The following is a 26343-nucleotide window of genomic DNA, read 5'->3' as shown; positions in this document are numbered from 1 at the left end:
GACCCGGTGCCGCCGCCGCTGACCGACTTTCCATCCGGCTATGAGAGCATGGGCGCCAGCCTCGACCTGCACAGCTTCAAGCCCGAACTGCACCGCTGGCGCTTCAACCGGAAAACCGGAGAAACCCGCGAAGAGACGCTTTTCGATGACTATCCGGTCGAATTCGGAATTTTCAACCGGCAATATGCCGGACGGCCCTATCGCTATATCTATAGCGTCACCGGCGAGCCGGGCTGGTTCCTGTTCAACGGCCTGACCAAACATGATCTGGAAACCGGCGAAGCGGAACATCTTTCCTTCGGCGAGCAACGCTTCGGCTCGGAAGCCCCCTTCATTCCGCGCGTGAACGCACAGTCGGAAGATGACGGCTATCTGATCAGCTTCGTCACCGACATGAAGCAGGACCGCAGCGAGTGCATCATTATCGATGCCCGAAATCTATCGGCAGGACCGGTGTGCACGATCATCCTGCCCCACCGTATATCCAGCGGCACCCATGCGTGCTGGGCATCGAGGGAGCATTTGGGACAATGATCCTCTCCCCTTGCGGGAGAGGACAAGTGGAACTTGCCAGCTTGCTGGCTAGTGAAACTCGGTGAGGGGTAGGCGGACTACGCCCCCTCTCCAACGTCGCCGAGCGACCAAGCTTGCAAGGCTTTGCTGTCCTCTCCCTCCAAGGGAGAGAATCACTTCAATCAAACAACTCCCCGTCACTGGCTTTCCCCGCCGGCGGATTCAGCCCGAGATGCTTCCACCCCCGGTCATTGAGCGCCCGCCCTCTCGCCGTCCGGGCAATCAGTCCGAGCTGGATCAGATAGGGCTCGATCACTTCCTCGATCGTATCGCGCGGCTCACTAAGGCCGGCAGCGAGCGTTTCCACACCGACCGGCCCACCCTTGTAGATATCGGCGATCATATGAAGATAGCGCCGGTCCATGGCGTCAAGACCGATATGGTCGACCTCCAGCCGGGTCAGCGAAGCATCGGCGGTCTTCTGGTCAACAATTCTGGTCCCCGCAACATTGGCGAAATCCCGCACCCGCCTCAGCAGGCGGCCAGCGATCCGCGGCGTCCCCCGCGCCCGGCGCGCCACCTCGGTGGCGCCATCGGGCGCAATCTCCAGATCGAGCAGCCGCGCCGCCCGGTGCACGACTTTTTCCAGTTCCTCGGTCGAATAGAAATTCAGCCGCACCGGAATCCCGAACCGGTCGCGCAGCGGCGTCGTCAGCAGCCCCTGCCGCGTGGTCGCCCCGATCAGGGTGAAGGCGGGCAGGTCGATCCGCACCGAGCGCGCCGACGGCCCCTCACCGATGATCAGGTCCAGCGCGCGGTCTTCCATCGCCGGATAGAGGATTTCCTCGACCACCGGATTGAGCCGGTGGATCTCGTCGATGAACAGCACATCACCTTCTTCGAGATTGGTCAGCAAAGCCGCAAGATCACCGGACTTGGCAATCACCGGTCCGGAAGTGGCGCGAAAACCAACCCCCAGCTCCCGCGCAATGATCTGCGCCAGCGTGGTCTTGCCCAGCCCCGGCGGGCCAAAGAACAGCACATGATCGAGTGCCTCCTTGCGGCTCTTCGCCGCCTCGATAAACACCCGCAAATTACCCCGCGCCGCCTCCTGCCCGATAAATTCGTCGAGCGTTTTCGGACGCAAAGCGGCGTCGATGTCCTCAACTTTACGTTCGGCCGACATCATGCGGTTATCGTCTGCCTCATTCGTCATGCTGAACTCGTTTCAGCATCCCGCGAGATTTGGCAGGCACACCAGCCGAGAGAGGTCCTGAAACAAGTTCAGGATGACGCGAATATGAAGCCATCACCGCGCCGCCTTCTTCAGGGCCAGCCGGACCAGCGCATCCAGCGTCGCGCCATCCCCGGCCTCAGCATCCGCCGCCGCCACCGCAGCGCTCGCGTCTGCAGGCTTGAAACCGAGATTCTGCAGCGCGCTCACCGCATCAGCGCTGTTGCTCGACGGCGCATGGATCACCCCGCCGGCGCCGACAATCGGATCGGTCGCGATCCCCCCGACCTTGTCCTTGAGCTCGTTGACTATCCGCAGCGCCAGTTTCGGTCCGACACCATTGGCCCGCGTGACCATCGCCTTGTCACCCATCGCTATGGCGCGCGAAATCTCGCCCGGTTCCAGCGCCGACAGGATCGCCAGCGCCACCTTGCCGCCGACGCCCTGGACCGAGATCAGCAAACGGAACCAGTCGCGCTCCGAGCCGCTGGCAAAGCCCATCAGGCGTATGTCGGTCTCGCTGACCTGCATTTCGGTATAGATGGTCGCGCCATCGCCCTTGCCGCCGATCGCACCGATGGTGCGCGACGAGCAGAACACCAGATAGCCGACACCCTGCACATCGAGCACGATATTATCGGTGCCGATTTCGTCGATGGTGCCGGTCAGTTTTGCGATCATGCGTGTGTTTTAGCGCGGCAGGCGAATCTGTCGAGTTTTTGTTTTGTTCTTTTCGGTCTCACCGTTTCCGATGATGCGCATGGGTTATCGCCACCGCCAGCGCATCGGCAGCATCTGCGCCGGCCAGCTTCACGCCCGGCAGCAATATCCGGATCATCGCCTGCACCTGATCCTTGTCCGCCTTGCCAACGCCGACCACCGATTTCTTCACCGTCCGAGCCGAATATTCGCCGACCTCGATTCCGGTCCGCGACGCGCCGAGTAGCACGACTCCACGCGCTTGCCCGAGCTTTAGGGTGCTTTGCGGATTGCTGTTGACGAACACTTCCTCGACCGCCGCGGCATTGGGCTTATATTCCAGCAGCAGATCAGTCAGCGCCAGGTCAAGCTGCAGCAACCGGCTGGCCAGCGCCATTTTTGGATCGGTCTTGATCTGGCCATTGGCGATATGGGACAGCCGATTGCCGTCCGCCACGATCACGCCCCAGCCGGTGGCACCGAGACCTGGGTCAAGGCCGAGAATGATCATCTCAGATCGCCCGCATCATATGGGTAGCCCTATACGGCGACCGACAAAGGTCATCAGCAGATACAGGCTGACGGTCAGCACGCAGCCCGCCGCCAGCGACAGCCAGAAGTTGATTCCGCTGCGCAGAAGCATCGGAATCAACAAGAACATTGGAAGAGATGGAAGCACATACCAGAAGGTCGCTTCGGCGTGCAGCGCCATATTTTCCGCGTCAGGCCGCGCAAACCACAGAAAGATCATGCCGAGTATCGAAATCAGCGGCAGCGAGGCAACCAGCGCCCCGAAACTCGGCTGACGCTGGGCAATACCTGCCACCAGAGCCACGATCACTCCTGCGAGAGCGGCCTTGGCGGCAAATTCCCACATCACTCAGCGTTCAGTTTTTCCATGATTTCGTCGGACACGTCATAATTGCCCCAGACGGTCTGCACGTCATCATCCTCTTCCAGCATATCGATCAGGTTGAGCAAGGTTTCCGCCTGCTCCTGATCCACTTCGACCTGCACCGAGGGCCGCCAGGCCAGCTTCACGCTCTCCGCTTCACCCAGCGCCTTTTCCAGGGAACCGGACACTTCGTGCAGATCTTCCATTGCGGTCCAGATTTCATGGCCGTCGGTATCGGAGGAAATATCATCGGCCCCTGCTTCCATTGCGGCTTCCAGAACCTTTTCCTCATCACCAGCACTCGCCGGATAGTGAATATAGCCGACCCGGTCAAAACCGTGCGAAACCGAACCACTTTCGCCCAGATTGCCCCCATTTCGTGACATGATTGTACGAACATTGGTAAAAGTGCGGTTATTATTGTCGGTCAGCGTCTCGATGATCAGCGACACGCCGCCCGGACCAAAACCTTCATAGCGGATCTCGGTATAGTCGTCGCCTTCGTTGGCCGACGCCTTTTCGATCGCCCGCTGGATATTGTCCTTCGGCATCGACACCGCCTTGGCGCTGTTAACCGCCAGCCGCAGCCGCGGATTGAAATCAGGATCGGGCATGCCGGACTTCGCCGCCACGGTTATCTCGCGAGAAAGCTTGGAAAATTGCGCAGCCCGCTTCTTGTCCTGCGCGCCCTTGCGGTGCTTGATGTTGTTAAATTTACTATGGCCTGCCATATGATTCGTCCGTTGTTTGGATTGTTCAATTGGGGGTTCTTTGCCGCATGTTCGAGGCCAACTCAACCATTGGATGGGCAATCGGTCGCTTGACCACAACGGCAGTGGATCTGCTGGCCTTCATCCGCACCCCGAGACTCGACCATCCAGGCAGCAGGACCCTTGGAAAAGCAACGGATCTTGCCTGGCTTTTTGCCGTCAACCTGATCATCGTCGTAGCCATTGCGGCCATATTATTTCCGATCATGCTGGCGCTCGATGTCGGGATGTCGAGCAGCATGTCCGCCCTGTTCAACCGTCCGGTCTGGCAGTTGCTGCTGTTTGTGGTGGTCGCTGGTCCGATTGTCGAAGAATTGATGTTCCGTCTCTGGCTGAGCGGGTCACCGAGGCTCTTGGTGCCGTTCTTCGGTCTTCTGGCCTGGTTGGCGGGATCATCCGGATTGGCGCAGCTGGGGTGGATGGACAGCAATGGTCTCGGCGTCAAAATACTGTTGGCGGCGATCGTTGCGATCGTCGTTATCGGCATGATCATCGTCTGGAAACACAGGGTGCCGCGATGGTTTGTTCGCGTCTTCCCGCTGCTCTTCTGGAGCCAGGCGCTGCTCTTTGGTTTCGTGCATGTCTTCAACTATGCGGGCGACAATCCCGCCGCCTTGCTGCCCTTTGTCCTGCCGCAGCTGGTCGGCGGCCTGATCTGGGGCTATGCCAGAATATGCTACGGCTGGTGGGCCAATATCGCCTTGCACATGGCCTATAATCTGGTGGCGATAAGTGGATTGCTGTACATGTTGTGCACGGGGTCGGATCTCGCCTAGGCAATGACTACCGCGGTACCGGAAGCGGACACCATCAGCATGGATCCCTTCTCGCCGACGACTTCATAGTCGAGATCAACCCCGACGACCGCGTTGGCGCCGACCTTCGCTGCCTCCGCTTCCATTTCCGCCAGCGCTTCATCCCGGGCCCGTTTCAGGACATTTTCATATTTTCCCGAACGGCCCCCGACAATATCGGTGATACTGGCAAACAGGTCACGGAACAGATTCGCGCCAACGATGACCTCGCCGATCACGATCCCGCGATAGTCGCGGATCGCACGGCCTTCGATCGATGGTGTGGTGGTGATGATCATCGACATTCTCCCGATTTGCTCGGACAAATTCTAGCCGATCAGTCAGGCAAGCCCAAGCGCGGATTTATAGGTGTCCAATATCGCTTCCATTTCCTGCCGGTCGTGGGTTTCCATTTTCCGCAAGCGCACGATCTGGCGCATGATCTTGGCGTCATAGCCCTGCGATTTCGCTTCCGAATAGACGTCGCGAATATCGTCCGCCATGCCTTTTTTCTCTTCTTCCAGCCGCTCGATACGCTCGATAAACAGACGCAACTGGTCTGCGGCAACATTGCCTTCGCTCATTCTCTTATTCCTTTGAATATTTTGTCCGGATTCGAAACCCGTCTTTAAGAGGCGTCGGCGTTTTTGGCCACGCTTTCCTTCATCTTTTTCAGCCGTTCCGGCGTCGCCTCGGTCTGATATTTGCTCTTCCATTCGTTGGTGGGCATGCCGTGGATGGCCTCGCGGGCCTCATCCTTGGACATCGAGCCACCCGCTGCTACAGTCGCTTCCATCACCCAGTCGGCCAGGCAGTTGCGGCAAAAGCCCGCCAGCCCCATCAGATCAATATTTTCCGCATCATGGCGGTGTTGCAGATGCTTGACCAGACGGCGAAAAGCGGCGGCGGCAGCGGCATCGGATATTTGTTCGGTCATGTTCGTTTCCGTTGTTTTTTGTTTTCAACCTGTCATGAAACAGGAATAGGCACGGCGCAGACAAAGCGCCACTAAGGAATTTGTACATGGTATCGCCGATCTTCTCCCGCAACCGCAAGGTCAAAATCCTGGCCACGCTCGGACCCTCCAGCAGCAGCCCCGAAATGATCGAAAAAATGTACCGGGCCGGGGTCGACGCCTTCCGGATGAACATGAGTCACGGAGAGCATGAGGCGCATGCCGCCAATGTGCGGTCGATCCGGGCGCTCGAGAAGAAAATTGGTCGGCCGATTGCCATTCTCGCAGACCTGCAGGGGCCAAAGCTGCGCATCGGTACCTTTGCCGAACCAGCGGTGATGCTGCACGACGGGACCCGGTTCACGCTCGACATGATCCAGAAAAAGGGCGACGCAACCCGCGTCAACCTGCCCCACAGGGAGATATTGAGCACGCTGCAGCCCGGCCATACCTTGCTGCTGGACGATGGCAAGATCCGGCTTCAGGTGATCCGCTCTGATGGCAATAGCGTCGAGACCGAAGTGATTGTCGGCGGGATAATTTCCGATCGCAAGGGCGTCAATGTACCGGAAGTGGTGCTGCCGGTCAGCTCGCTGACCGACAAGGATCGCAAGGACCTGACCTTCGCGCTGGAACAGGATGTCGACTGGATCGCGCTCAGCTTCGTCCAGCGCCCGGAAGATGTGGCCGAAGCACGGCGATTGATCGGCGGCAAGGCGGCCTTGCTCGCCAAGATCGAAAAGCCCGCTGCGATCGACCGCCTCGACGAGATACTCGAACTGTCCGATGCGGTGATGGTCGCGCGCGGTGATCTTGGCGTCGAGCTGTTGCCGGAACAGGTGCCGCCGCTGCAAAAGAAGATTGTGGCGGCAGCGCGCAAGCTTGGCCGGCCGGTGGTGGTTGCCACGCAGATGCTTGAATCGATGATCAAATCGCCGACGCCGACCCGGGCCGAAGTGTCGGACGTCGCAACCGCCATTTACGACGGCGCCGATGCCATCATGCTGTCGGCCGAATCCGCCGTCGGCGACTGGCCGATCGAAGCGGCGACGATGATGGACCGGATTGCCGCGCAGGTGGAAAATGATCCCTCTTATGCCGACCGGGTCCATTTCACCGAAACCGTACCCGATGAAACGACCGCCGACGCTCTGGCCGCGGCCAGCTATAATATCGCCCGCACGATCAAGACGTCGGCGATCGTCTGCTACACATCTTCCGGTTCGACCGCTCGCCGCATGGCACGCGAACGGCCCTCTGTGCCGCTGCTCGTGCTTACCCCCAACCGCCATACCGCGCGGCGAGTCGGACTATTGTGGGGTGCCTATGCCGTCATCACCCGCGATGTCACCGATTTTGAGGAAATGATCGGCAAGGCCAAACGGATGGCGCTGCGCCACGGACTGGGCGAGGCGGGTTCCCGATTGATCGTCTGCGCGGGCGTGCCCTTCGGTACGCCGGGCTCGACCAATCTGCTCCACATCGTGCGATTGATCGGCGATGAACTCAAGCGCCGCTAGAGCAGATCACAAGCCCTTAGCTCGCTATCCAGGGTCGCCCTGTCCCGAAAATGATGTCCGGCCAGACCGACTGACCGGCCGGCTTCGATATTGTCGAGCCGGTCGTCTATGAAGAGACATTGCTCGGCGCGGCAGGAAAAGCGATCCAGGGCCATTGTGAATATGGCGGTTTCCGGCTTCATCAGCTTCTCTTCTCCGGAAATGACGATATCGGAAAATAGATCAAATATCGGTGCCATGGGGCGAAACTGGCTCCAGGATTCGGCGCCAAAATTGCTGATGGCAAACAGCGGCACACCGCGCGCTGCCAGGCGCCTGACCAGTTCGAGCATGCCCTCGACCGGTCCGGGTATGGTTTCCGGAAACCGCCGGGAATAGGCAAGGATATGCTCGGCATATTGCGGGAATTGGCGGCTCCGTTCGGCTACCATTTCGGCAAAGGGGCGTCCGGCATCATGCTGGAAATGCCATTCGGGAGTCACGACATGGGCCAGAAACCAGTCCAGCTCTTCCGGATCGTCGATCAGCTTGGCAAACAGGCAGCGCAAATCCCAGCGATACAGGACATTGCCTATATCGAAGATGACGGTGTCAATTTTGGGAATGGCAGATGCTTCTGCCACGATAAAGTCGTTTAGCCCTGACGCGCCTTGAACCGGCGATTCGTCTTGTTGATCACATAGGTGCGACCACGGCGACGGATGACGCGGCAGTCCCGGTGACGGTTTTTAAGCGACTTCAAAGAGTTGCGGACTTTCATTTTGGTACCACGCCTTGATTTTCTGAATTTCTTGAAGCAGCCGTGCTGCGCTGAAGCAGGGCAATTAGGGAGGGTGGCCAGCAAAGTCAAGCGACCAGCGCTATTCTCCGCGAATTTCGCCCAGCTTGCGCTCCCAGGCCAGCGCATGAGCGACAATCACGTCGAGATCGGCATGTTGCGGCTGCCAGGGAAAGCGCTCCATGATCGCCCGATTGTCGGAAATCAGCGAATCGGGATCACCGGCGCGCCGCCCTTCCATTGCCCGCTCGATCCGCATGTTGGTGACCCGGTCGACGGCATCGAGCACTTCGAGCACCGAAAAACCGCGCCCATAACCGCAATTGAGCAAATGATTGCGATCCGGCTCCGCGATTAATGCTTGCAGCGCCAGCACATGGGCCGCAGCCAGATCCGAGACATGGATATAGTCGCGCACACCAGTGCCGTCGGGCGTGTCATAATCGGTCCCGAAGACCGCGACATTTTCGCGCTTGCCGAGCGCGGCCTCGACCGCAACCTTGATCAGATGTGTGGCACCGGCGGTCGACTGACCGGTCCGTGCCTGCGGATCGGCGCCGGCAACGTTGAAATAGCGCAAGGCACAAAAATTCAGGTCATGCGCTGCCGAAACATCCTGCAGCATATGTTCGGTCATCAATTTCGACATGCCGTAGGGGTTGATCGGCAATTGCGGCGTGCTTTCGCTGACCGGGCTTTCCTCGGGGATGCCATAAGTCGCGGCGGTCGATGAGAAGATGAAGTGACGCACCCCGCCGGTTACCGCCGATTCGATCAGGCTGCGGCTCTTCGCGCTATTGTTGTGATAATATTTGAGCGGGTCTGCGACCGATTCCGGCACGATGATCGAACCGGCAAAATGCATGATCGCGCCGATATGGTCCGCTTCGATGATATGTGCGAGCAAGGCGCTATCTTCGATATCGCCTTCGCGAAAGGCCACGCCCTCCGGCACCGCCCAGCGAAAACCGGTGGTCAGATTATCGATCACCGAAACCGGCCAGCCGGCATCCTGCAAGGCAAGCACGGCGTGGCTGCCGATATAGCCGGCCCCGCCGGTGACTAGAATGGTGAACGGTTTCGCCATGGTTCTCAAATCCCTGTAACTTCCCGATATCAGCGGTTTAACGCGCTGTTTCCGTGATCCGGATAAACGCGGTCGCCGGCGGATGCAATTTTTTACCGCAGTCTCGGCGAATATGCGCTAATATCTGCCGGGGCACATAAAGGAGTTAGTAATATGGCCGGTTTTCCATCATTTGGGCCAGTGGCACTGGCGGCTTTGCTGCTGTCAGGATGCGCGGCAATGACACCGCCGATCGATGTCACCCGGTTTCACAACGCACAGGTTGCGCCGATTGTGCCGGGCAGTGTCACTATCCAAGCCAATGTCACGGAAGAGGGCCATAGCCGCAGCATCGAATATGCGACTTATTCTGCTGCCCTTCTGCAGGAATTGCAGCGTCTGGGCTTTACCGAAGCCCGCGATGATCGGGCCAATAGCCAATATGTTGTGCGCTACACGATTGATCGGGCGGTGTTGAGCGCCGGCGGAGTCCGGTCCCCCGTCTCGGTCGGCGTTGGCGGCAGCACCGGAAGCTATGGTTCCGGCGTCGGCCTGGGGATTGGCATCAATCTCGGCAGTCAGCCGAAGGACAAGATCGCCACCGAATTGTCGGTCCGCATCGCCCGGCGCGACAATGGCTCTGTCGTCTGGGAGGGCCGCGCCTGGGTCGAGGCCAAGCAAGGGTCACCGGCAGCCCAGCCCGGTCTGGCTGCAGCCAAATTGGCCGAAGCATTATTCAGGGACTTCCCCGGAGAGTCCGGAACCACTATCAGGGTGCCATGAGTATTCAAATCACCAGCGCATTCGATAGCGGCAATATCGAAGTTAACGAGATCAGCGGCACCACCGCAAATCTTTCCATCCGCAAGGACAAGGACAGTGATTTCTTTCAATGGTTTCATTTCCGTGTGAGCTGCCAGATTGGCGACGAAGTGGAACTGAACATTGGCGGCCTGAAGGAATCCGCCTATCCGCAAGGCTGGCCCGACTATAACGCCTGTGTCAGCGAGGACCGGGAATATTGGGGCCGCGCGGCAAGCCGCTATGACGAGGACAGCGGCACGCTGTCGATCCGCTATATCGCGAGCAGCAATATCGTCTGGTTCGCCTATTTCGCACCCTACAGTATCGAGCGCCACCATGATCTGATCGCCGAAACCGCAGGCTTTGAAGGCATAGAAGTGCGTACGCTGGGCCATAGTCTGGAAGGCCAGCCAATCGACTGCATCGAACTGGGCAGCGGCGAAAAGCAGGTCTGGCTTTATGCCCGTCAGCATCCGGGCGAAAGCATGGCCGAATGGTGGATGGAAGGCGCGCTGGAAATGCTTACCGACGCTGCCGATCCCCATGCTCGCTTGCTGCTGCAGCGCTGCCGCTTCCATATCATCCCCAATATGAACCCAGATGGTTCGTGCAGAGGGCATCTGCGAACCAATTTCGCCGGTACCAATCTCAACCGCGAGTGGCACGAGCCCAGCGCGAAAAAATCTCCCGAAGTGCTGTGCGTCCGCAATGCCATGGACAGCAGCGGGGTCAATTTTGCCATGGATGTCCACGGCGACGAAGCGATCCCGGCGGTATTCATTGCCGGATTTGAAGGCATTCCCTCGATCACCGACGCGCAGCTGGAGACCTATCACGACTACCGCAACCGCCTCGCCCGGCGCACGCCGGACTTCCAGACCAACCTCGGTTATCCCACCGCCGCCAAGGGCAAGGCCAATCTGTCGATGTCGACCAATCAGGTCGCCGAACGCTTTGGCGCGGTCGCGATGACCCTGGAAATGCCGTTCAAGGATAATCGGGATCTGCCCGACCCCGAACAGGGCTGGTCTCCCGAGCGCAGCCATTTGCTCGCCCGCGAATGTCTGGCAACGCTGGCCGAGATGATCGACAAAATCTGAAGAAGCGGCGGAGAGCCGCGGATCAAGTTCGAACCCGAAGGGCTCGCGAGCGCGACTGCGCGTCGCTCGGTTGGGGCGCCCCATTGGAGCCACGAGCGAGGCAAGCTGGCGCGAGATAGCAAAAATGGCGGAGAAGGAGCCCGTAAAACAGCGCTTCCTGCATCACCGTCCGCTAGCCCATCATAACAGCATCTCCCGCTTCTAAAGGAAGACTGAATCACATATTACACTGCTGGCAAGAACGAGTTTTTCAACACGATCGGGTTCAAAGCGGTTGGTCAGTTTTTAGGTGGTTTGGGGAATTGCGGACATTGCGGAATGTCTTGCATCTGTTGATCAACTATATCGGGATCAGTATCGACGCCTTGAGCCCCCCCGTCGCGCGGTTTTCCAGTAACAGATTGCCGCCATGCGCGTGGACAATTGTAAGAGCCGTGGACAGCCCCAGGCCATGCCCCCCGGCTCCACGGCTACGGGACTCATCACCTCGGATAAACGGCTGCATTATCTCCTCCATCTGGTCTTCCGGCACACCCGGGCCTTCATCCCGGATATCAATCCGGGCAATATCGCCGTCATTGACGACGCTCACATGAGCGACACGGCCGTAGCGCACTGCATTGTCGATGAGATTCTCGATAGCACGACGCAAGGTAGCCGGGCGGCAACGCAGTCGCAGCTGAGCACTCTGGCCGTCGAATATCACGGGCAGGCCGGTGGCCGCCATGTCGAGACAGACGCTGTCTACCAGGGCGGCAAGATCGACATCCCGCGCGTCTTCGGTGGGCGTAGAGCCTCTCAGAAACTGGAGCACGGACAAAACCATCGCCTCCATTTCATCGAGCGTGCGCAGCAGCATCTCCCGTTCCGTCGCATCTTCGAGAAACTCCACCCTCAGTCGCAGGCGCGCGAGCGGTGTTCGAAGGTCGTGGGAGATGGCGGCAAGCATCTGCGTCCTTCCGGAAATCAGCCGCTGCAATTGGAACTGCATCTGATTGAATGCCTTGGCGGCCACGCGCACGTCGTCCGGACCGCCCTCGTCCAGCGGCGGAGCGTGGAGTTCCCGCCCGATCTGGGAGGCCTGCGTCGCGAATAGCTTGAGTGGCCGGGTTGCCCGTTCCATAAGGAAATAAGCCGCTATCCCAACCATTATGACCGACAGGAGAATATATAATGCCGCACTGTCGGCGAGGAACGAGCGACCGTCATTGAGCGCTCCTTCGAAACGAACAGTGCCACCATCAGGAAAGCCGAAGTCGATGAGCAGTATCTGGCTATAGTCGTCGTCCAAGACATTCGCGGTGACCTGCGTCAACGACGACTGATGAACTGGGAGGATGCACGCAGACCAAACCAGGCCATCAGGTGTTGAAGCGCGCAGCGTTGCATCAATTTCAGCCTGAATCGGTGTCGATTCACATTCCACATGCCCAAACCGCTTTCCTGTTTCAACTTTGAGGAAGCGGCTGTTAGCCGTTTCCAATACAGAACGACGGCGATCGCCGGTCCGTCCAGCCGCCAGTTCCACATAACCGGCGATGCGTTCCGTCAGGTCGAGCGTATCCGCCGTAGCGAGGGTTTCAGAACGGTCTGCTGCATAGACCAGCAAGGCGATGATATGCGAAAGCAGCAGTGTCCCCACAAGGATTACAATCGTTTGCCATTTGAGGGATGTGGGTCGAATTCTCATCTGGCTTCAACCTCGGCTACGAACAAATAGCCTCGCCCCCAGACCGTCCGGATCAGCATGGTGCCCGGCATGCCTTTACTGTCGAGCTTGCGACGTAAACGGCTGACCTGTGTATCAATGCTCCGACTGAACGGGACGGGAATATAGCCGTTGGTCATTTCGGAAAGATCATAGCGACTGAGAATTTTTCCGGCATTGGCAATGAAGGTTGACATCAGAGCAGCTTCGGTCGCCGACAGAGTCACCGACAGGCCGTCCTCACCGATGACTTCCATATTTTCCGGACGAAATGTCCAATCGGAAAATTGATACTCAAGCGGCGCTCGATACCGCACAGAACCCTCTTGGCGCCGCCGAAGGACGGCTTTGATCCGCGCCAGAAGCTCCCGTCCGCTAAAGGGTTTTGTCACATAATCGTCTGCTCCTAGTTCCAGACCAAGAACCCGATCCATTTCCTCGTCGCGCGCCGTGAGCATGATGATGGGAGTCTCATAGCCCTTGCGACGGAGATCCCGACAAATCTCGAAACCGTCCCGCACCGGTAACATGACATCCAGAATGATGACGTCCGGCTGGCCCGATTCCATCACCGCATCAAGCTGCTTGCCGTCTGGTAATACTATGGGTTCGTAGCCACCCTGGCGCAGCAGGCGTTCAATCAACTCACAGAGTTCGGGGTCGTCGTCGATGATTGCTATCCGGGCAGCCGCCGCGTTCGTGGACGGTGCATTCAGCATATATGGTGACCGGGGACGATTCATGGCTGCTTGACCTCTTGACCCGCGTCTTCTCGATGCAAAATTGCACACTCGCAAGGTCCCGCTGCTTCTGGGGCCACGAGTGAAAGGTCGAGGTCGATCGCTCCACCTCCAAGGTGCAAGAAACGCACCTCATTTGCAACATAGTCCAGCAATTGTTGCAATTTGTTGCAATTTCATCCTTTCTCGCTCTCGGGTGCCGGACTTATATCCCCAATCATGATAAGCCCAACACCCGCAAATCCGGATACCGCCCCTGTTGCTGCGGCACCGCAGTCCCTCTATTCCGCGCTTGTGGTCGCGGGCAGCCGCAAAGGAGCGGAGGATCTCCTCGCCAAGGAGGGCGGCGTTTCACACAAATGTTTCATCAACATCGCGGGGGAGCCGATGCTCCTTATCGTGGTGAGGGCGCTGCTGGAAAGTGGCCGCATCGGCCATGTGGTCGTCTCGGTAGACGAGGCAGCAAGGGGGAAGACCGAAGCTCTGCTTGCTCCGCTCGGCGGCCATATCACAGTCGTCGAAGCGCAGTCGACTCTTGGATCGAGCGTTCTTGGCGCAATAGACGAGATTCCCGATCTGTTGCCGCTCGTTATCACCACAGGCGACAACGCGCTGCATACACCCGAAATGGTCCGCTATTTTTGTGACGAACTGGATCAATCCGAATGTGACGCAGCGCTCGGCCTTACTCTCGCGGAAATCCTGCTGAAGAAATTCCCCGAGGGAAACCGGGCATTCCATCGATTTCGCGATATTCAGGTTTCAGGCTGCAATATCTATGCACTGCTCAATCGCGAGAGCGTCGAATGCGCCCGGGTTTTTGACAGTGGAGGCCAGTTTGCGAAAAAGCCATGGCGGTTCTTCGCCTCGTTCGGGCTTGCCGCATTCCTCGTCTATAAATCCCGGATGGCAACTTTTACGCAATTCCTCTCGCTGCTCTCCCGCGGGGTCCATGCAAAGGTGCAACCGATCTTCATGCCCTTCCCGGAAGGTCCGATCGATGTCGACCGCCTGTCCGACTGGCACCTCGCGGAACGCATAATCCTGGAACGCAGACACTCTGCATCCGGCACGTCAGGCCATCAAGAAAGCGGCTGACCCATGGCTGATCTTCTTGTCCAATTGTCGTTCGCAGCAAGCGCCGCCGCGGTTTTCATATTTGACGCCTTCGGTACTCTCTTCTCGCGATTCCACTGGGTTTCGCTGCTATCGGCCATCCTGCTGGCCTATTTTTGCTGGCTTCATCAGCGTCGGGAGGACGAGCATGTGCGGGCTGTGCATTTCCTTGCATTTCTCTTTCCCCGCAAGATCTGGCTGCATCGCTCCGCCCTGCTCGACTACCGTTTCGTGCTGTTTGACAAGGTCATGCTGGGACTTGTCATCGGGCTGGCGGGGCTTGTCAGCCATTGGGCCTGGGACGCGCCGACCGCGTCGGAACCGAGCTTCGCGTTCGGAAATTCACAGCCGGGGCTTGGCATGCTTGCGGCTTATACTGCCGTTCTGCTGATAGTAGAAGATTTCCTCAGGTACTGGGCTCACCGGCTGATGCACCAAAGCCCGCTGCTCTGGCAGTTTCACAAGGTCCATCACTCTCCGGAAGTTCTGGTCCCGCTCTCGCAAATGCGCACACATCCGGTGAACGGCATCATCAATCTGATCCGCAGCGGACTTGCGGTGGCGATTGTCACAAGTGCATTCCTGCTCGCGTTCCCCGGCGAGCTTACCGTCATTTCGATCCTGGGAGTGAATGCGGGGCGCTTGCTGTTCGATATCATGGGATCGAACCTGCGACATTCGCACGTCTGGCTGAGTTTCGGCCCGACGCTTTCCCGCATCTTTATCAGCCCGGCGCAGCACCAGATTCATCACAGCAAAGCGCCGGAACATCGCAATCGCAATTACGGCTCGCAGTTTGCGGTCTGGGACTGGATGTTCGGTTCGCTCTACCTGCCCGAACGGCGTGAAACGCTGACTTTGGGGATCGATAAATCCTCTACGGAACGGATGAGGTCCGTCAAATCCTTGTATCTGGAACCGTTCCGGGACGCGGCACGCATATGGCGCCGGCGGGCCTATGGAACGAGACTTGCCTCGCTGATCGAGATCGACTGACATGCGGTCGATGCAGGTCTCTGATACGGCAATTGACCGGCATGAAACACGATTTTCAACCGTCGAGAGCAATGAGGATGCCCTCCAGGCATTTGCGCATTGGGTAACCAGCACCAACAGGAACTGGCCCGACAAAGCCATCGAAGCTGCGCGACTGCAATTTATCGACGTACTCGGAGTGACAGTTGCCGGCGCAACCGAGGACGTCACCCGGATCACACAAGCAACCGTTAGCAATTGGGGTACAGGGCAGTCGACCATTATCGGGACGCCTCATCGCTTGGCGGCTCCGTGGGCGGCTCTCGTCAACGGGACGGCTGCCCACGCGCTCGACTTCGACGACAATTTCGACCCGGCAAAGGCGCATGCCAGCGCGGTGCTGGTGCCCGCCATTCTGGCCCTTGGCGAAGAATGCCGGATATCGGGAATGGATGCGATCGACGCCTATATTGTCGGCCTGCAGATCATGGGGCGGATAGGTCAGGGTATTAATCCATATCATCGGAATAGGGGCTGGCATGCCACTGCCACCGTTGGGGCGATCGCCGCCGCGGCTGCAGGTGCGCGCCTCCTTCAACTGAACGCCGCCCAAACGGCGCATGCTCTGTCGCTCGCGACAAGCATGGCTTCGGGCTCGATGGCGCAGTTCGGGAGCATGACGAAGCCGCTGCATGCCGGGCTTGCTGCGAAGTCCGGAGTGATGGCGGCCAGTCTCGCCCGGGCGGGCATAAGTGCGGGCGCACAGGTGTTTGACGGACCATATGGCATCGGCCGGCTGATGGTCGGTCCGGATTATGAGAAATTGCGGGATAGTCTTGAGCATGTCGAACATGGCCAGACCATGCGCTTCGAATCCGAAATGGTGGGAGAGCCCCTGCTGATTCTTTCCGATGGCTTCCGGGTGAAGCGCTTTCCCAATTGCGGCAGCGCCCACCGGGCGATGGACGGATTGCTGGAATTGCTGGAAAAGCACGAATTAGAGCCGGACGAAATCGAAAAGGTAATCGTTGCGGCCCCCGCGTCGCATCTGAACAACCTTCCCTATACCTGCCCGAGGAGCCCACTGGAGGCCAAATTTTCTCTCGAATTCGCTCTCTCGCTCATCGTCCTGAACCGTTCCTGCTCGCTATCCGATTTCTCGCCCGACAAGGTCGCAGACCTGAAGATGCGTTCGTTCTACTCGCGGATTGTACGTCGCCCGGTCGACCAGCCAGAAGGCACCTTTCCGACCGAGGTCCAAGTGCAATTGCGCGATAGCAGGAGCTTGGAGACTTGTGTAAACGTCCCCCACGGCAGCCGCACGCTGCCATTCACCGAAGATATCTATTGGCAAAAGTTCGGTTTGTGCCTCTCCTATGCCGGCGCAGGCTCTGCCTTCGAACGTCTCAGATCCTCGCTAACCCGCCTTCCGCAACTGCCTGATATCGGTGAACTGACTTCGTGCTTGAGAATATCACCCGAAAACGAAGATACCGCAGGTTAGTTCAGCATTTGCTTGTGCTTCCAGGTCCCGGATAACCAACAAACTTTATATATTTGGAGGGTCGATGGCATAACCACCAGCGTTATCACGACAACCTGAAAAACGTCACGCCCTCCGACGCCTATCTCGGCAGAGCGGAATCCATTATTGAGCCACGAGAAAGGATCAATCGAAAAACTATCGAAGATCGGTGCTTGCAATACCGCAGACAAGCCGCATAATATCAAACAACAGATAAAACCAAATATTTGCCTATTTTTTAACCCGGCATCGGTCTCAAATTATCTGACGACAGACAAATTGGATCAACTCAAAAAAAGGTCATCGCAGACAGCCAATGGCAATCCCATTGACTCTTTATACACTAGTCTTGTTACCGTTTGTCGCCGCGCTACTGATCGCAGCCATCGGCGGCAATGCGCGCGTCTTGCATTCAGGCATTGCGGCAGCAGGCAGCGCGATGGGCCTTGCCCTGATCGTGTCCGCAGCGGGGCGAGTGATTGGCGGCGAAGAATTCGCCGTTGCCATTGCCTGGGTGCCGGCAATCGGGCTTGAATTCTCGCTGATGATCGACCCGCTGGGGCTGATGTTTGCCGGGCTGATCCTCGGCATTGGCCTCTTGGTTGTCATTTTCGGCCACTTCTACCTCGCTGAGGGCGAGGCGACCGCGCGGTTTTTTGCCAGCTTGATGCTGTTCCAAGGAGCAATGCTGGGCATTGTGCTGGCAGGCAATGTACTGCTGCTGTTGATTTTCTGGGAGCTGACCAGCCTTTCGTCTTTTCTGCTGATCGGCTTCTGGCGCCACAAGGCCGAGGCGCGGCAGGGCGCCCGTATGGCCTTGGCCGTCACTGGGGGCGGAGGACTGGTGTTGATTGCCGGAATGGTGCTGCTGGGCATCGTTGCAGGCTCGTTCGACCTGATGACCATTCTTGCGAGCGCCGATGTGGTGCAGGCCTCCCCGCTCTATCCGGTGATTCTGATCCTTATTCTGATCGGCTGCTTCACCAAATCGGCGCAATTCCCGTTCCATTTCTGGCTTCCGCACGCAATGGCAGCTCCCACTCCGGTCAGTGCCTATCTCCATTCGGCGACAATGGTGAAAGCAGGCGTTTTCCTGCTTGCGCGGCTGTGGCCGGTTCTGTCAGGTACCGATCTTTACACTGTGATCGTGACGAGCGTGGGCCTAGTCACCATGACATTTGGAGCGTTTGTCGCGCTGTTCCGGCACGATCTCAAAAGCATTCTTGCCTATTCCACAATCAGCCAGCTGGGTCTGCTGGTCATGCTGCTGGGCTTTTCGATCAAGATGGCGGCCGTTGCCGCGGTACTGCACATACTCAATCACGCGGCGTTCAAGGCGGCGTTGTTCATGACCGCAGGAATTGTCGATCATGAATCCGGCACACGAGATATTCGCAGGCTGGGCGGACTAGCGAAAATGATGCCGATCACCGCAATCATAGCTACGACCGCTGCGGCTGCGATGGCAGGCCTGCCGCCGCTGGGCGGTTTCATTTCCAAGGAAATGATGCTTTACGAAACGCTTGAAATCTCGCTGTTTGGCCTGCCCTGGCTGGTGCCCGTCGTGGCGACCATCGCCGCAACATTGTCGGTCGGCTATTCATTGCGGCTGGCCTGGCATTTGTTTTTTGGATCGCCGCGTGAGCCAGAACCTTATGCGCGCGCGCATGATCCGGGGGTTGGGATGTGGGCATCGCCTGCCGTGCTGGTGCTCCTCGCGGTGCTGCTGGGGCTTTTTCCGATGTTGCTGGCGGGGACGCTGGTTGCTTCGGTGGCGGGCGCAGTGATCGGCGAGCCATTGCCGACGCTTGATCTTTCACTGTGGCACGGGGTCAATTGGGCGCTTGGCATGAGTATGATGGCGGTTGCAGGCGGCGTGCTGCTCCTGTGGCGGCATAAAGACCTGCTACTCGCCACGGCCAGCCTGCTGAGGCCTGATGCCAAGGCAATGTTCCAAAGCCTGATGGCAGGCGCCGATACGCTGGTGCGCAAATTCATTGTGACCACTCACACGCCCTCTTTGCAGCGGATGGTTTTCGCGACTTTCTCTGTGGTGGTGGTGGTCGTGATCGAAGGCGCGATCACCGGCGGGGGCATTCTCACTGGCCCGCGCGAGGGACTGCCGGCGTCGCCAGTAGCGATTGTCGCATGGCTGCTGCTCATTATTGCTACTGCAGCAGTGGTCAATGATGAACGTCATCGCTTCCGCGTGCTGGTCTATATCAGCGTTATCGGCCTGATCATCGCGCTCGCCTTCGTGCAGTTTTCTGCCCCCGATCTGGCCTTGACGCAGATTTCGGTTGAAGTGGTGACTATTCTGCTGCTGCTACTGGCTCTGAACTTGCTGCCCAAGGCGCCGCCGCTCCTGTCCAGTTCCCCGCGCAAGTGGCGTGACGGAGCGGTGGCCTGTCTGGGCGGGCTGTTGGTTGGCGGCGCGGCCTGGGCGATGCTGACGCGCGAACCGAATGATCCGATCTCCAGCTATCACCTTGCCAACAGCTATTCGGGCGGCGGCGGCACCAATGTCGTCAATGTCACGCTGGTCGATTTCCGCGCGTTCGACACGCTGGGCGAGATCATTGTCCTGGGGATCGCAGGGCTCGCGATCTTTGCTTTGTTGGACACGACTTCGCGCGGGTCTGCTGGTGCAAGACTGCGGACCTGGCAGCAAGATGTACCGCATTCGCCCGAAAGCCATCCCATTATGTTTGTGATGTCGACTCGCATCCTGTTGCCGCTGGTGCTCTCCGCCGGGATATATATGTTCCTGCGTGGACATAACCAGCCGGGCGGCGGGTTTATCGCCGCATTGGTGGTGGCGATCGCTTTTCTGCTGCAATATCTTGCGTCCGGCTTCGACTGGACTGATGCCCGGCGGCGTATCGGTGAACATACCATGATTGCCTTTGGCGTGCTGGTGGCAATGGTGACCGGACTAGGCGCGCTGATTTTTGATGCGAATTTCCTTGCGACCGCTTTCGATTATTTCACCCTTCCGCTGATTGGCGAGTTTGAACTGGCGACGGCAGTGCTGTTTGATGTCGGCGTATTCTGTGTCGTGTTCGGCGCGGTGATGCTTGCACTGGCGCAATTGAGCCACATCGCCCAACGGGCGGCACGAGCCCATCAGGCGCAACTTGACGAAGAAAAAGCGGAGGGTAGCCGATGACTCTCGAATTTCTCGTCGCAAGCGCGATCGGCGTGCTCGTTGCAGGAGGCATTTATATGGCTCTGCGGGGGCGCACATTTCAGGTCGTGCTTGGCCTCACGCTGTTTTCCTATGCCGTCAATCTTTTCCTTTTTGCCTCGGGTCGCCTGACTGTGAACCGGCCGCCAATCTGGTCCAAGACGGTTACCGAATATGCCGATCCATTGCCGCAGGCGTTGGTCCTTACCGCGATCGTGATCACGTTCGGCATGACGGCATTTGCTGTGGTGCTGGCCCTTCGCAGCTTTCTGGAAACTGGCAGCGATCAGGTTGATGGGGACATCGTGTCCTCCGACGATCAGCAGCCTGACGGAAATGGCGCGGGATGAGTCTGATCACGCATCTTGCTATTGCGCCGGTCGTGATCCCTGCGCTTGCTGCGCCGCTCGCACTGCTGGTGATGCGGCGCCGGCGTGCGCTGGGAATCGGTATCTCGCTGGTATCGGCCGCAGCCATGCTATTGGCCGCGCTGGCGCTGTTATGGGCCGCCTCAGACGGAACGATCCGCACCTATGAGCTAGGCGACTGGCCAGCACCCTTCGGCATTGTGCTTGTGGTAGACCGGCTGTCGGCGATCATGATCACACTAGCCGCCAGCCTTTCGGTCATCGCAATGCTGCATGCGGTCCTGACGAGAGCGGATCGCAAGGGCTGGCATTTTCATCCACTTTTCCAGTTTCAGATGATGGGCCTGAACGGTGCGTTCCTGACCGGCGATCTGTTCAATCTGTTCGTGTTTTTCGAAGTGCTGCTGATCGCGTCTTATGGCCTGATGCTGCATGGTCAGGGCCCGGCACGGCTCAAAGCCGGCGTGCAATATGTGATCGTCAATATAGTCGGCTCATCTTTGTTCCTGATTGCGCTGGGGCTATTATATGCGCTTACCGGCACGCTCAACATGGCCGATATGGGCCTGCGCGTGGCGGAGATCGGCCCGGATGACCAGGGGCTGCTCCGTGTTGCGGCGCTGCTGCTGGTGACAGTGTTCGCACTGAAAGCCGCTCTGGTTCCGCTACACCTCTGGCTACCTCGGACCTATGCAGTGTCCACCCCCGCAGTTGCCGCCTTATTTGCGATCATGACCAAGGTCGGGGTATATTCGATCATCCGGGTGGTCCCGCAGGTGTTCGGCGATGGTGCGGGAGCGGCGGCCTGGGCGCCCGCGCCTTATCTGCTGCCCGCCGCGATCGTAACTGCGATCATCGGTTTTGGCGGCGTTTTCGTGGCCCGCAGTCTGTCCGAACAGGCCGCCTATGCGGTGATCGGGTCAACCGGGACCCTGTTGATCGCGGTCGCTGGATGGCAACAAGACACTCTGAGCGCAGCGCTATATTACCTTGTCCATTCTACGTTGGCTGGGGCAGCGCTTTTTCTTGTTGCCGATATAGTTGCCCGCAGAAGGGCGGGCTTTGCAGACAATGCCAGCCCGGGCCCAGACTTTGCGCAGCGGCAGTTCGTTGCCTTGTTGTTCTTGGCCGCAGCGATTGCCGCGACCGGACTGCCCCCATTGTCCGGCTTCATCGGCAAATTGCTGATCCTGGAATCGGTGGCGGATGTGCCGTTCTGGGGCTGGTCATGGGCAGCGATATTGTTCAGCACGCTCATCGGTGTAATCGGCTTTGCCCGAACCGGCAGCTTGATATTTTGGAAAGAGACAGCCCCATCCAAAGCTGGGCCACTTGAAGGAGCTTTACCGGCTACAGTATCGCGTGCAGACATGGTCGCGCCAATCATCGCGATAGTGCTGCTGGCTGCACTTTCTTTAGGCGCGGGCGGGGCAACCGATTACACCGCCGAGGCTGCCGCGCAGCTTCTCGATTCTGCGGCTACCGCTCACGCCGTGCTGGGAGATAGATAAGATGAGCCGCCTGATCCCGCATCCCGGACTTTCTGCCTTGCTGGTTGTCGTATGGGTCTTGATGGTCAACGATCTGAGTTTCGGCGCCCTGTTTCTCGGGATCATCATCGGCGTGTTGCTCCCCATTTTTACCGCACCGTTCTGGCCGGGTCGGCCCAACGTGAACTACGTCGCCGGCATCGCCTATTTCGGACTGGTGTTATGGGACATTATCGTCGCCAACTTTGAAGTAGCGGCGATCATCCTGTTCAAGCGCAATCGCGACCTGCAGCCAGCCTGGCTGATTGTTCCACTGGAACTGGGTACACCCGAAGCCATCACGGTCTTTGCAGGCACGATCAGCCTTACCCCGGGAACCGTATCCACCGACGTGTCTGCCTGCGGAACCTATTTGCTGGTCCATGCGCTCGATGCTCCAGACCCGCAAGCAGATGTGGACCGGATCAAGAGCCGGTACGAAGCTCGTCTGAATAAGGTGTTCGCATGATCGGGTATGCGGTAATTTTTGGTATGGCCTGCCTGGCTCTGGCACTGGGCCTCAATCTGTGGCGACTGCTCAAGGGGCCGAGCATAGGCGACCGAATTCTTGCGATGGACACGATGGTCATCAACACTATCGCGATCATCCTTCTCATCGGCATCGCCAATGAAAGCGGTAGCTTTTTCGAAGCGGCGCTGTTGCTCGCAATGGTTGGCTTCGTCGGCACTGTTGCCTATTGCAAGTTTCTGCTGCGCGGAGACATCATCGAATGATCGGCTCTATCTCAATTGCAGAGATCGTCATCAGCCTGATGCTCGTGATCGGTGCCAGTTTTGCGCTGATTGGTAGTTGGGGCCTCGTGCGCCTGCCTTCGCTGATGGAGCGGTTACACGGACCGACCAAGGCCACCACATTGGGCCTTGGCGGAATGCTGGTCGGTTCGCTCCTATTCTTCCAACTGGAGCTCGGCCATTGGACCACGCATGAATTGCTGATTTCGCTGTTTCTTTTTATCACCGCGCCGATATCGGCCAATATGATTGCCAAGGCGCATCTTCATCACCTGCAGATTGAACAGGGGAATGCCGGGCCGGCCGGCAAGCCGCCGAATCCACCCTCCGACAGCGATTGGGCCACCTATGAAACGCCACGCCCGATCATTCCCGAAGCGCCACCAAGTGATGATCGCTGAAATATCTGTGTTGGGGCGGCTCTCGTCTACAGCTTCCAGAAGAAGTTCTTTCTCGCAGGTTTTTTCAAAGATATTGATCGCGTCAAAGCGCATCGATTGCACGGCGGTTTCGATATCAGCTTGCCGGTTATCACTGGCATTGCAACGCCATTTTTGATCATCTGCCGTTACGCTTCTAAACCCTCCATGTCCGACATCCACATATCAAGAAGGACGCATCTGCTTTTTGCATTATTGGCGATTTTCAGGAAGGGGCCGCCGTCGGTTTCGCCGTAGACGCTGCGCAAGAGAACGCCTCTAATTGAACGCTATTGAGCCATCTGCTGCCGTAGGGCTTGCGATAGGGTTTCAAAACGGTCGAATAATATTAGTCAATCCTGAGGCCGACATCATGCGATTGGCTATGGGGATCAATGATAGAAGCAAGCTATCCTTCCAGCGTTCAATATAGATCATACCAGAGATCTATTGTGGTAAATCAATGACAAGCCTTCGTCGGCAATATAAGAATGGGTGATAAAGCTCACGAACTCTAAGAAGGTTTTGTTCTCATGGCCATGCAGATTTTAGTCGCCACAGACCTGACAGCAAGAGCGGACCGGCCGTTTGCGCGGGCCAAATGGCTGGCCGATTATTGGAAAGCGGGTCGCACGTTGCTGTTTGTAGGCAGTGCCAAAGCCGAAGCAGATATAGCGAAAGTCGAGGCCCTTCTGTTACGCAACTATGGCGCCGATGCTGAAGGGTGCAATCGAGCTATAAACTATGGCTCCCCAGCCAAAGTCATAGCCGAAACAGCGTTACAGTTGGACAGCGATCTGATCGTCGTGGGCGTGGCCCGCCATAACAATATTTCGGATTTTTTCCTTGGCACTGCGGTCGACCATCTGGTCCACCATGCCGCAGCCCCGGTCCTTATTGTCAAAGAGCGACCGCGCGCGAATTACGGACGAATATTGGTGGCTACCGACTTTTCGGATTTTGCAGCTCATGCTCTTCGTACGGCGCTGGAATTTTTCCCAGACGCGAAAATCGAACTCGTGCATGCCTATCATGTGGCTTACGAAGCCTGGCTGAAATCCGACGGGGTAGCCGATGAGATGCGGTCCGATGCGGAAAAGGAACTGGATCATTTCATGACCCGCATGAACCTGTCAGAGAAAGACGCATCGCGCGTGGCTCCTTGTCTGGTCGAAGGCAATCTTCACCAGTCGATATTCAACATGCTCGATACAGGTGATTTTGATCTGCTGGTGCTCGGAACGCACGGACGGAGCGGGTTTATCATGGCAACCATCGGCAGCCGCGCCAGTGAAATGATGGGCTGGTCGCCCGTGGATGTGCTGATGGTCAGAAAACCCGCCTAAACTGGCACAGGTCGGACAAGGCCTTCAGCTTCCGATCCAGATATCACCAGCAGAGCGAAAGGCGAACATTTTGAGCGTTGTCCAAGACGGATATCCCGTGCTCCTCGTTATGGAACAGAAATATCATCATTCCGTGGCTGTGGGATAGATAAACCTTCAATTTTAGCCACAACGCTCTCCTTGTGTGGAGCAGGTTTGTGTAGCAAATTTCCTGATAATTCTTTTGTCATCTCAATAAAATAGTACGTTTCTGCGCTTTTATTGAAGAAATGGCGGAGACGGAGGGATTCGAACCCTCGATAGGTTGCCCTATACACGCTTTCCAAGCGTGCGCGATCGACCACTCTGCCACGTCTCCGCAAATGCCGCCTGACCCGTGAATCTGGTCGAATATCAGACAGCGCCGCTTCCCTAATGCGGGATTGGCGCTTTCGCAAGCGATAGTGTGGCGTTAGGGTGATGACTGACAGAATGTTGGAAATTAGACCCGTTGGTCCTGAGCTTGTCGAAGGACGCCTCGCGACGAAAGGCGTGGTTCGACCGGCTCATCACTAACGGCAAGCAGCGGGGCTCATTGCATGAACAAACTAATCTCCATCGCATCTCTCGCGGCGCTCGCCATCACGGCGCCCCTTTCCGCTCAGGAAACCGAAAAGCCGGAATTTCCCAGCCCCAACGCCATTGTCGATACAGCCCCGGCCAGCGACTGGAAAAAAATCGCACCCAGCGACCTGCTGGTCATGGCCCTCGCCCCCGATGCGGAGGGCAACGCCCGCCGCGTCGTCATCCAGCTGATGCCGGAGCCCTTCTCGCAGGGCTGGATCCGCAATATCCGCAAGCTGGCGGCAGCGCACTGGTGGGACGACACCAGCATCAACCGGGTGCAGGACAATTATGTCGTGCAATGGGGCGATGCCGGATATGACAATCCGGAATCAGGCGAGACGGAGCAGAAGGCTTTGCCCGAGGGATTGGAGACGGTTCCCGAGAGCGAGTATAAAATGGAAACAACGGCGGGCGAAGAGGGAAGCATTATTTTATGGCATCCCAAAAATCAGCTTGTCGATTCTTATGCAGATTGGACTTGGTTCGAATCTGGCTGGCCATTGGCCCACGAAATCGGCGACGGCACACGCACGCTCAGTCGATGGCCCGTCCACTGCTACGGCATGGTCGGCGTCGGGCGCAACTATTCTCCCGACACGGGCAGCGGCGCGGAACTTTACACCGTGATCGGCCATGCGCCGCGCCATCTCGACCGCAATATTGCCGTGGTCGGGCGTGTCATCGAAGGGATTGAATATCTCTCCAGCCTGCCGCGCGGCAAGGGGCAACTGGGTTTCTTCGAGGATGCCGCCATGCGCGTGCCGATCACCTCGATCCGGCTTGCCAGCTCATGGCCCAAAGCCGACCAGCCAAGCTTCGAATATCTTGATACCGAAAGCGAAACCTTCGCAAAATATGCCGACGCCAGAGCCAATCGCCGCGATCCGTTTTTCATTGTCCCGGCCGGTGGTGCCGATATCTGCAATATTCCGGTCCCGGTGCG

Annotated in this window: 29 protein-coding genes and 1 tRNA gene; 16 read left to right on the top strand and 14 right to left on the bottom strand. The window is 58.0% G+C overall.

What is annotated here, in order from left to right; all coding sequences use genetic code 11:
* The coding region (locus ACEW8J_RS06405; RefSeq protein WP_373490810.1) for a carotenoid oxygenase family protein at window positions 1-534 on the top strand (534 nt) is incomplete at its 5' end.
* A gap of 157 nt (window positions 535-691) precedes the next feature.
* On the opposite strand, the gene ruvB is transcribed toward ACEW8J_RS06405, so the two are convergent.
* From ruvB to ACEW8J_RS06380, 5 genes are all read right to left on the bottom strand, one after another.
* Entirely contained in the window at window positions 692-1729 is a 1038-nt protein-coding gene (ruvB, locus tag ACEW8J_RS06400) for a Holliday junction branch migration DNA helicase RuvB (RefSeq protein ID WP_373490809.1), read from the bottom strand.
* 93 nt (window positions 1730-1822) lie between these two features.
* Window positions 1823-2428: a Holliday junction branch migration protein RuvA gene (gene ruvA, locus ACEW8J_RS06395; protein ID WP_373490808.1), complete on the bottom strand. Its 606-nt coding sequence runs from the start codon at window positions 2426-2428 to the stop codon at window positions 1823-1825.
* Window positions 2429-2486: 58 nt separating this feature from the next.
* On the bottom strand, window positions 2487-2957 hold the full coding sequence (gene ruvC / locus ACEW8J_RS06390) for a crossover junction endodeoxyribonuclease RuvC (protein ID WP_373490807.1): 471 nt from the start codon (window positions 2955-2957) through the stop codon (window positions 2487-2489).
* 15 nt (window positions 2958-2972) lie between these two features.
* Window positions 2973-3323: a DUF3147 family protein gene (locus tag ACEW8J_RS06385; protein WP_373490811.1), complete on the bottom strand. Its 351-nt coding sequence runs from the start codon at window positions 3321-3323 to the stop codon at window positions 2973-2975.
* The gene (locus ACEW8J_RS06380) at window positions 3323-4072 is read right to left on the bottom strand and encodes a YebC/PmpR family DNA-binding transcriptional regulator (protein WP_373490806.1); all 750 of its coding nucleotides are present in this window, start codon (window positions 4070-4072) and stop codon (window positions 3323-3325) included. Before ACEW8J_RS06380 ends, ACEW8J_RS06385 begins: the two co-directional genes overlap by 1 nt.
* A gap of 89 nt (window positions 4073-4161) precedes the next feature.
* Here ACEW8J_RS06380 and ACEW8J_RS06375 point away from each other — a divergent pair, with 89 nt between their 5' ends.
* Entirely contained in the window at window positions 4162-4887 is a 726-nt protein-coding gene (locus tag ACEW8J_RS06375; protein ID WP_373490805.1) for a type II CAAX prenyl endopeptidase Rce1 family protein, read from the top strand.
* Here the strand turns inward: ACEW8J_RS06375 and ACEW8J_RS06370 are convergent.
* The 3 genes from ACEW8J_RS06370 to ACEW8J_RS06360 are packed head-to-tail and all read right to left on the bottom strand — an operon-like array spanning window position 4884 to window position 5842.
* Window positions 4884-5204: a heavy metal-binding domain-containing protein gene (locus ACEW8J_RS06370; protein ID WP_373490804.1), complete on the bottom strand. Its 321-nt coding sequence runs from the start codon at window positions 5202-5204 to the stop codon at window positions 4884-4886. The genes ACEW8J_RS06375 and ACEW8J_RS06370 overlap by 4 nt on opposite strands.
* Window positions 5205-5246: 42 nt before the next feature.
* Window positions 5247-5489, bottom strand: coding sequence for a DUF2312 domain-containing protein (locus ACEW8J_RS06365; protein WP_100093000.1), 243 nt, complete (start codon window positions 5487-5489; stop codon window positions 5247-5249).
* Between the two features lie 44 nt (window positions 5490-5533).
* Window positions 5534-5842, bottom strand: a complete 309-nt coding sequence (locus ACEW8J_RS06360; RefSeq protein WP_373490803.1) for a DUF1244 domain-containing protein — start codon at window positions 5840-5842, stop codon at window positions 5534-5536.
* 86 nt (window positions 5843-5928) lie between these two features.
* Here ACEW8J_RS06360 and pyk point away from each other — a divergent pair, with 86 nt between their 5' ends.
* On the top strand, window positions 5929-7380 hold the full coding sequence (gene pyk, locus ACEW8J_RS06355; protein ID WP_373490802.1) for a pyruvate kinase: 1452 nt from the start codon (window positions 5929-5931) through the stop codon (window positions 7378-7380).
* Here the strand turns inward: pyk and ACEW8J_RS06350 are convergent.
* From ACEW8J_RS06350 to galE, 3 genes are all read right to left on the bottom strand, one after another.
* On the bottom strand, window positions 7377-8003 hold the full coding sequence (locus ACEW8J_RS06350) for an HAD family hydrolase (RefSeq protein ID WP_373490801.1): 627 nt from the start codon (window positions 8001-8003) through the stop codon (window positions 7377-7379). The genes pyk and ACEW8J_RS06350 overlap by 4 nt on opposite strands.
* A gap of 11 nt (window positions 8004-8014) precedes the next feature.
* Window positions 8015-8140, bottom strand: a complete 126-nt coding sequence (gene ykgO, locus ACEW8J_RS06345) for a type B 50S ribosomal protein L36 (protein WP_011415100.1) — start codon at window positions 8138-8140, stop codon at window positions 8015-8017.
* Between the two features lie 100 nt (window positions 8141-8240).
* Window positions 8241-9245 carry a UDP-glucose 4-epimerase GalE gene (galE, locus tag ACEW8J_RS06340; protein WP_373490800.1) on the bottom strand — a complete coding sequence of 335 codons (1005 nt, stop codon included), beginning with the start codon at window positions 9243-9245 and terminating at the stop codon, window positions 8241-8243.
* Between the two features lie 153 nt (window positions 9246-9398).
* Here galE and ACEW8J_RS06335 point away from each other — a divergent pair, with 153 nt between their 5' ends.
* Window positions 9399-10007, top strand: coding sequence for a DUF4136 domain-containing protein (locus ACEW8J_RS06335; RefSeq protein ID WP_373490799.1), 609 nt, complete (start codon window positions 9399-9401; stop codon window positions 10005-10007).
* The gene (locus ACEW8J_RS06330; protein WP_373490798.1) at window positions 10004-11128 is read left to right on the top strand and encodes a M14-type cytosolic carboxypeptidase; all 1125 of its coding nucleotides are present in this window, start codon (window positions 10004-10006) and stop codon (window positions 11126-11128) included. Before ACEW8J_RS06335 ends, ACEW8J_RS06330 begins: the two co-directional genes overlap by 4 nt.
* A 340-nt stretch (window positions 11129-11468) precedes the next feature.
* On the opposite strand, the gene ACEW8J_RS06325 is transcribed toward ACEW8J_RS06330, so the two are convergent.
* Together ACEW8J_RS06325 and ACEW8J_RS06320 are read right to left on the bottom strand one after the other, a co-directional pair.
* Window positions 11469-12818 (bottom strand): ATP-binding protein, encoded by a 1350-nt coding sequence (locus ACEW8J_RS06325; RefSeq protein WP_373490797.1) that lies wholly within the window; start codon window positions 12816-12818, stop codon window positions 11469-11471.
* Window positions 12815-13555, bottom strand: a complete 741-nt coding sequence (locus tag ACEW8J_RS06320; RefSeq protein WP_373490796.1) for a response regulator transcription factor — start codon at window positions 13553-13555, stop codon at window positions 12815-12817. The genes ACEW8J_RS06325 and ACEW8J_RS06320 overlap by 4 nt, the downstream gene beginning before the upstream one ends.
* Before the next feature lie 240 nt (window positions 13556-13795).
* On the opposite strand from ACEW8J_RS06320, the gene ACEW8J_RS06315 reads away from it, so the two are divergent.
* The 10 genes from ACEW8J_RS06315 (at window position 13796) to ACEW8J_RS06270 (ending at window position 24794) form a co-directional block, all read left to right on the top strand.
* Window positions 13796-14674, top strand: a complete 879-nt coding sequence (locus ACEW8J_RS06315; protein ID WP_373490795.1) for an NTP transferase domain-containing protein — start codon at window positions 13796-13798, stop codon at window positions 14672-14674.
* A gap of 3 nt (window positions 14675-14677) precedes the next feature.
* Window positions 14678-15688: a sterol desaturase family protein gene (locus ACEW8J_RS06310; RefSeq protein ID WP_373490794.1), complete on the top strand. Its 1011-nt coding sequence runs from the start codon at window positions 14678-14680 to the stop codon at window positions 15686-15688.
* A 1-nt stretch (window position 15689) separates the two neighbouring features.
* Entirely contained in the window at window positions 15690-17171 is a 1482-nt protein-coding gene (locus ACEW8J_RS06305; protein WP_373490793.1) for an MmgE/PrpD family protein, read from the top strand.
* Between the two features lie 349 nt (window positions 17172-17520).
* On the top strand, window positions 17521-20361 hold the full coding sequence (locus tag ACEW8J_RS06300) for a monovalent cation/H+ antiporter subunit A (RefSeq protein WP_373490792.1): 2841 nt from the start codon (window positions 17521-17523) through the stop codon (window positions 20359-20361).
* Window positions 20358-20729: a Na+/H+ antiporter subunit C gene (locus tag ACEW8J_RS06295; protein ID WP_373490791.1), complete on the top strand. Its 372-nt coding sequence runs from the start codon at window positions 20358-20360 to the stop codon at window positions 20727-20729. Before ACEW8J_RS06300 ends, ACEW8J_RS06295 begins: the two co-directional genes overlap by 4 nt.
* Entirely contained in the window at window positions 20726-22258 is a 1533-nt protein-coding gene (locus tag ACEW8J_RS06290) for a monovalent cation/H+ antiporter subunit D (protein WP_373490790.1), read from the top strand. The genes ACEW8J_RS06295 and ACEW8J_RS06290 overlap by 4 nt, the downstream gene beginning before the upstream one ends.
* 1 nt (window position 22259) lies before the next feature.
* Complete coding sequence (locus ACEW8J_RS06285; protein WP_373490789.1) at window positions 22260-22745, top strand: Na+/H+ antiporter subunit E; 486 nt, start codon at window positions 22260-22262, stop codon at window positions 22743-22745.
* On the top strand, window positions 22742-23011 hold the full coding sequence (locus ACEW8J_RS06280; RefSeq protein ID WP_373490788.1) for a K+/H+ antiporter subunit F: 270 nt from the start codon (window positions 22742-22744) through the stop codon (window positions 23009-23011). The genes ACEW8J_RS06285 and ACEW8J_RS06280 overlap by 4 nt, the downstream gene beginning before the upstream one ends.
* Complete coding sequence (locus ACEW8J_RS06275) at window positions 23008-23430, top strand: Na+/H+ antiporter subunit G (RefSeq protein WP_373490787.1); 423 nt, start codon at window positions 23008-23010, stop codon at window positions 23428-23430. The genes ACEW8J_RS06280 and ACEW8J_RS06275 overlap by 4 nt, the downstream gene beginning before the upstream one ends.
* Window positions 23431-23981: 551 nt before the next feature.
* Window positions 23982-24794, top strand: a complete 813-nt coding sequence (locus ACEW8J_RS06270) for a universal stress protein (protein ID WP_373490786.1) — start codon at window positions 23982-23984, stop codon at window positions 24792-24794.
* 270 nt (window positions 24795-25064) lie between these two features.
* On the opposite strand, the gene ACEW8J_RS06265 is transcribed toward ACEW8J_RS06270, so the two are convergent.
* Window positions 25065-25152: transfer RNA gene (locus ACEW8J_RS06265), tRNA-Ser, on the bottom strand.
* Between the two features lie 220 nt (window positions 25153-25372).
* Here ACEW8J_RS06265 and ACEW8J_RS06260 point away from each other — a divergent pair.
* The coding region (locus ACEW8J_RS06260) for a peptidylprolyl isomerase (RefSeq protein WP_373490785.1) at window positions 25373-26343 on the top strand (971 nt) is incomplete at its 3' end.

This window comes from Parasphingorhabdus sp. (genome assembly GCF_041748495.1).
Lineage (GTDB): Bacteria > Pseudomonadota > Alphaproteobacteria > Sphingomonadales > Sphingomonadaceae > Parasphingorhabdus.
The sequence above is the reverse complement of the archived record's forward strand: the minus strand, read 5'-3'. Positions and strand labels throughout refer to the sequence as shown.

Coding starts and splice junctions, on each gene's coding strand:
- ACEW8J_RS06320 (WP_373490796.1), bottom strand. CDS start 13,555: ATGCTGAATGCACCGTCCACGAACGCGGCGGCTGCCCGGATAGCAATC.
- ACEW8J_RS06380 (WP_373490806.1), bottom strand. CDS start 4,072: ATGGCAGGCCATAGTAAATTTAACAACATCAAGCACCGCAAGGGCGCG.
- ACEW8J_RS06315 (WP_373490795.1), top strand. CDS start 13,796: ATGATAAGCCCAACACCCGCAAATCCGGATACCGCCCCTGTTGCTGCG.
- ruvC (WP_373490807.1), bottom strand. CDS start 2,957: ATGATCATTCTCGGCCTTGACCCAGGTCTCGGTGCCACCGGCTGGGGC.
- ACEW8J_RS06365 (WP_100093000.1), bottom strand. CDS start 5,489: ATGAGCGAAGGCAATGTTGCCGCAGACCAGTTGCGTCTGTTTATCGAG.
- ACEW8J_RS06280 (WP_373490788.1), top strand. CDS start 22,742: ATGATCGGGTATGCGGTAATTTTTGGTATGGCCTGCCTGGCTCTGGCA.
- pyk (WP_373490802.1), top strand. CDS start 5,929: ATGGTATCGCCGATCTTCTCCCGCAACCGCAAGGTCAAAATCCTGGCC.
- ykgO (WP_011415100.1), bottom strand. CDS start 8,140: ATGAAAGTCCGCAACTCTTTGAAGTCGCTTAAAAACCGTCACCGGGAC.
- ACEW8J_RS06290 (WP_373490790.1), top strand. CDS start 20,726: ATGAGTCTGATCACGCATCTTGCTATTGCGCCGGTCGTGATCCCTGCG.
- ACEW8J_RS06295 (WP_373490791.1), top strand. CDS start 20,358: ATGACTCTCGAATTTCTCGTCGCAAGCGCGATCGGCGTGCTCGTTGCA.
- ACEW8J_RS06275 (WP_373490787.1), top strand. CDS start 23,008: ATGATCGGCTCTATCTCAATTGCAGAGATCGTCATCAGCCTGATGCTC.
- ACEW8J_RS06370 (WP_373490804.1), bottom strand. CDS start 5,204: ATGATCATCACCACCACACCATCGATCGAAGGCCGTGCGATCCGCGAC.
- ACEW8J_RS06360 (WP_373490803.1), bottom strand. CDS start 5,842: ATGACCGAACAAATATCCGATGCCGCTGCCGCCGCCGCTTTTCGCCGT.
- ACEW8J_RS06285 (WP_373490789.1), top strand. CDS start 22,260: ATGAGCCGCCTGATCCCGCATCCCGGACTTTCTGCCTTGCTGGTTGTC.
- ACEW8J_RS06310 (WP_373490794.1), top strand. CDS start 14,678: ATGGCTGATCTTCTTGTCCAATTGTCGTTCGCAGCAAGCGCCGCCGCG.
- ACEW8J_RS06330 (WP_373490798.1), top strand. CDS start 10,004: ATGAGTATTCAAATCACCAGCGCATTCGATAGCGGCAATATCGAAGTT.
- ACEW8J_RS06270 (WP_373490786.1), top strand. CDS start 23,982: ATGGCCATGCAGATTTTAGTCGCCACAGACCTGACAGCAAGAGCGGAC.
- ruvB (WP_373490809.1), bottom strand. CDS start 1,729: ATGACGAATGAGGCAGACGATAACCGCATGATGTCGGCCGAACGTAAA.
- ACEW8J_RS06385 (WP_373490811.1), bottom strand. CDS start 3,323: ATGTGGGAATTTGCCGCCAAGGCCGCTCTCGCAGGAGTGATCGTGGCT.
- galE (WP_373490800.1), bottom strand. CDS start 9,245: ATGGCGAAACCGTTCACCATTCTAGTCACCGGCGGGGCCGGCTATATC.
- ruvA (WP_373490808.1), bottom strand. CDS start 2,428: ATGATCGCAAAACTGACCGGCACCATCGACGAAATCGGCACCGATAAT.
- ACEW8J_RS06305 (WP_373490793.1), top strand. CDS start 15,690: ATGCGGTCGATGCAGGTCTCTGATACGGCAATTGACCGGCATGAAACA.
- ACEW8J_RS06335 (WP_373490799.1), top strand. CDS start 9,399: ATGGCCGGTTTTCCATCATTTGGGCCAGTGGCACTGGCGGCTTTGCTG.
- ACEW8J_RS06325 (WP_373490797.1), bottom strand. CDS start 12,818: ATGAGAATTCGACCCACATCCCTCAAATGGCAAACGATTGTAATCCTT.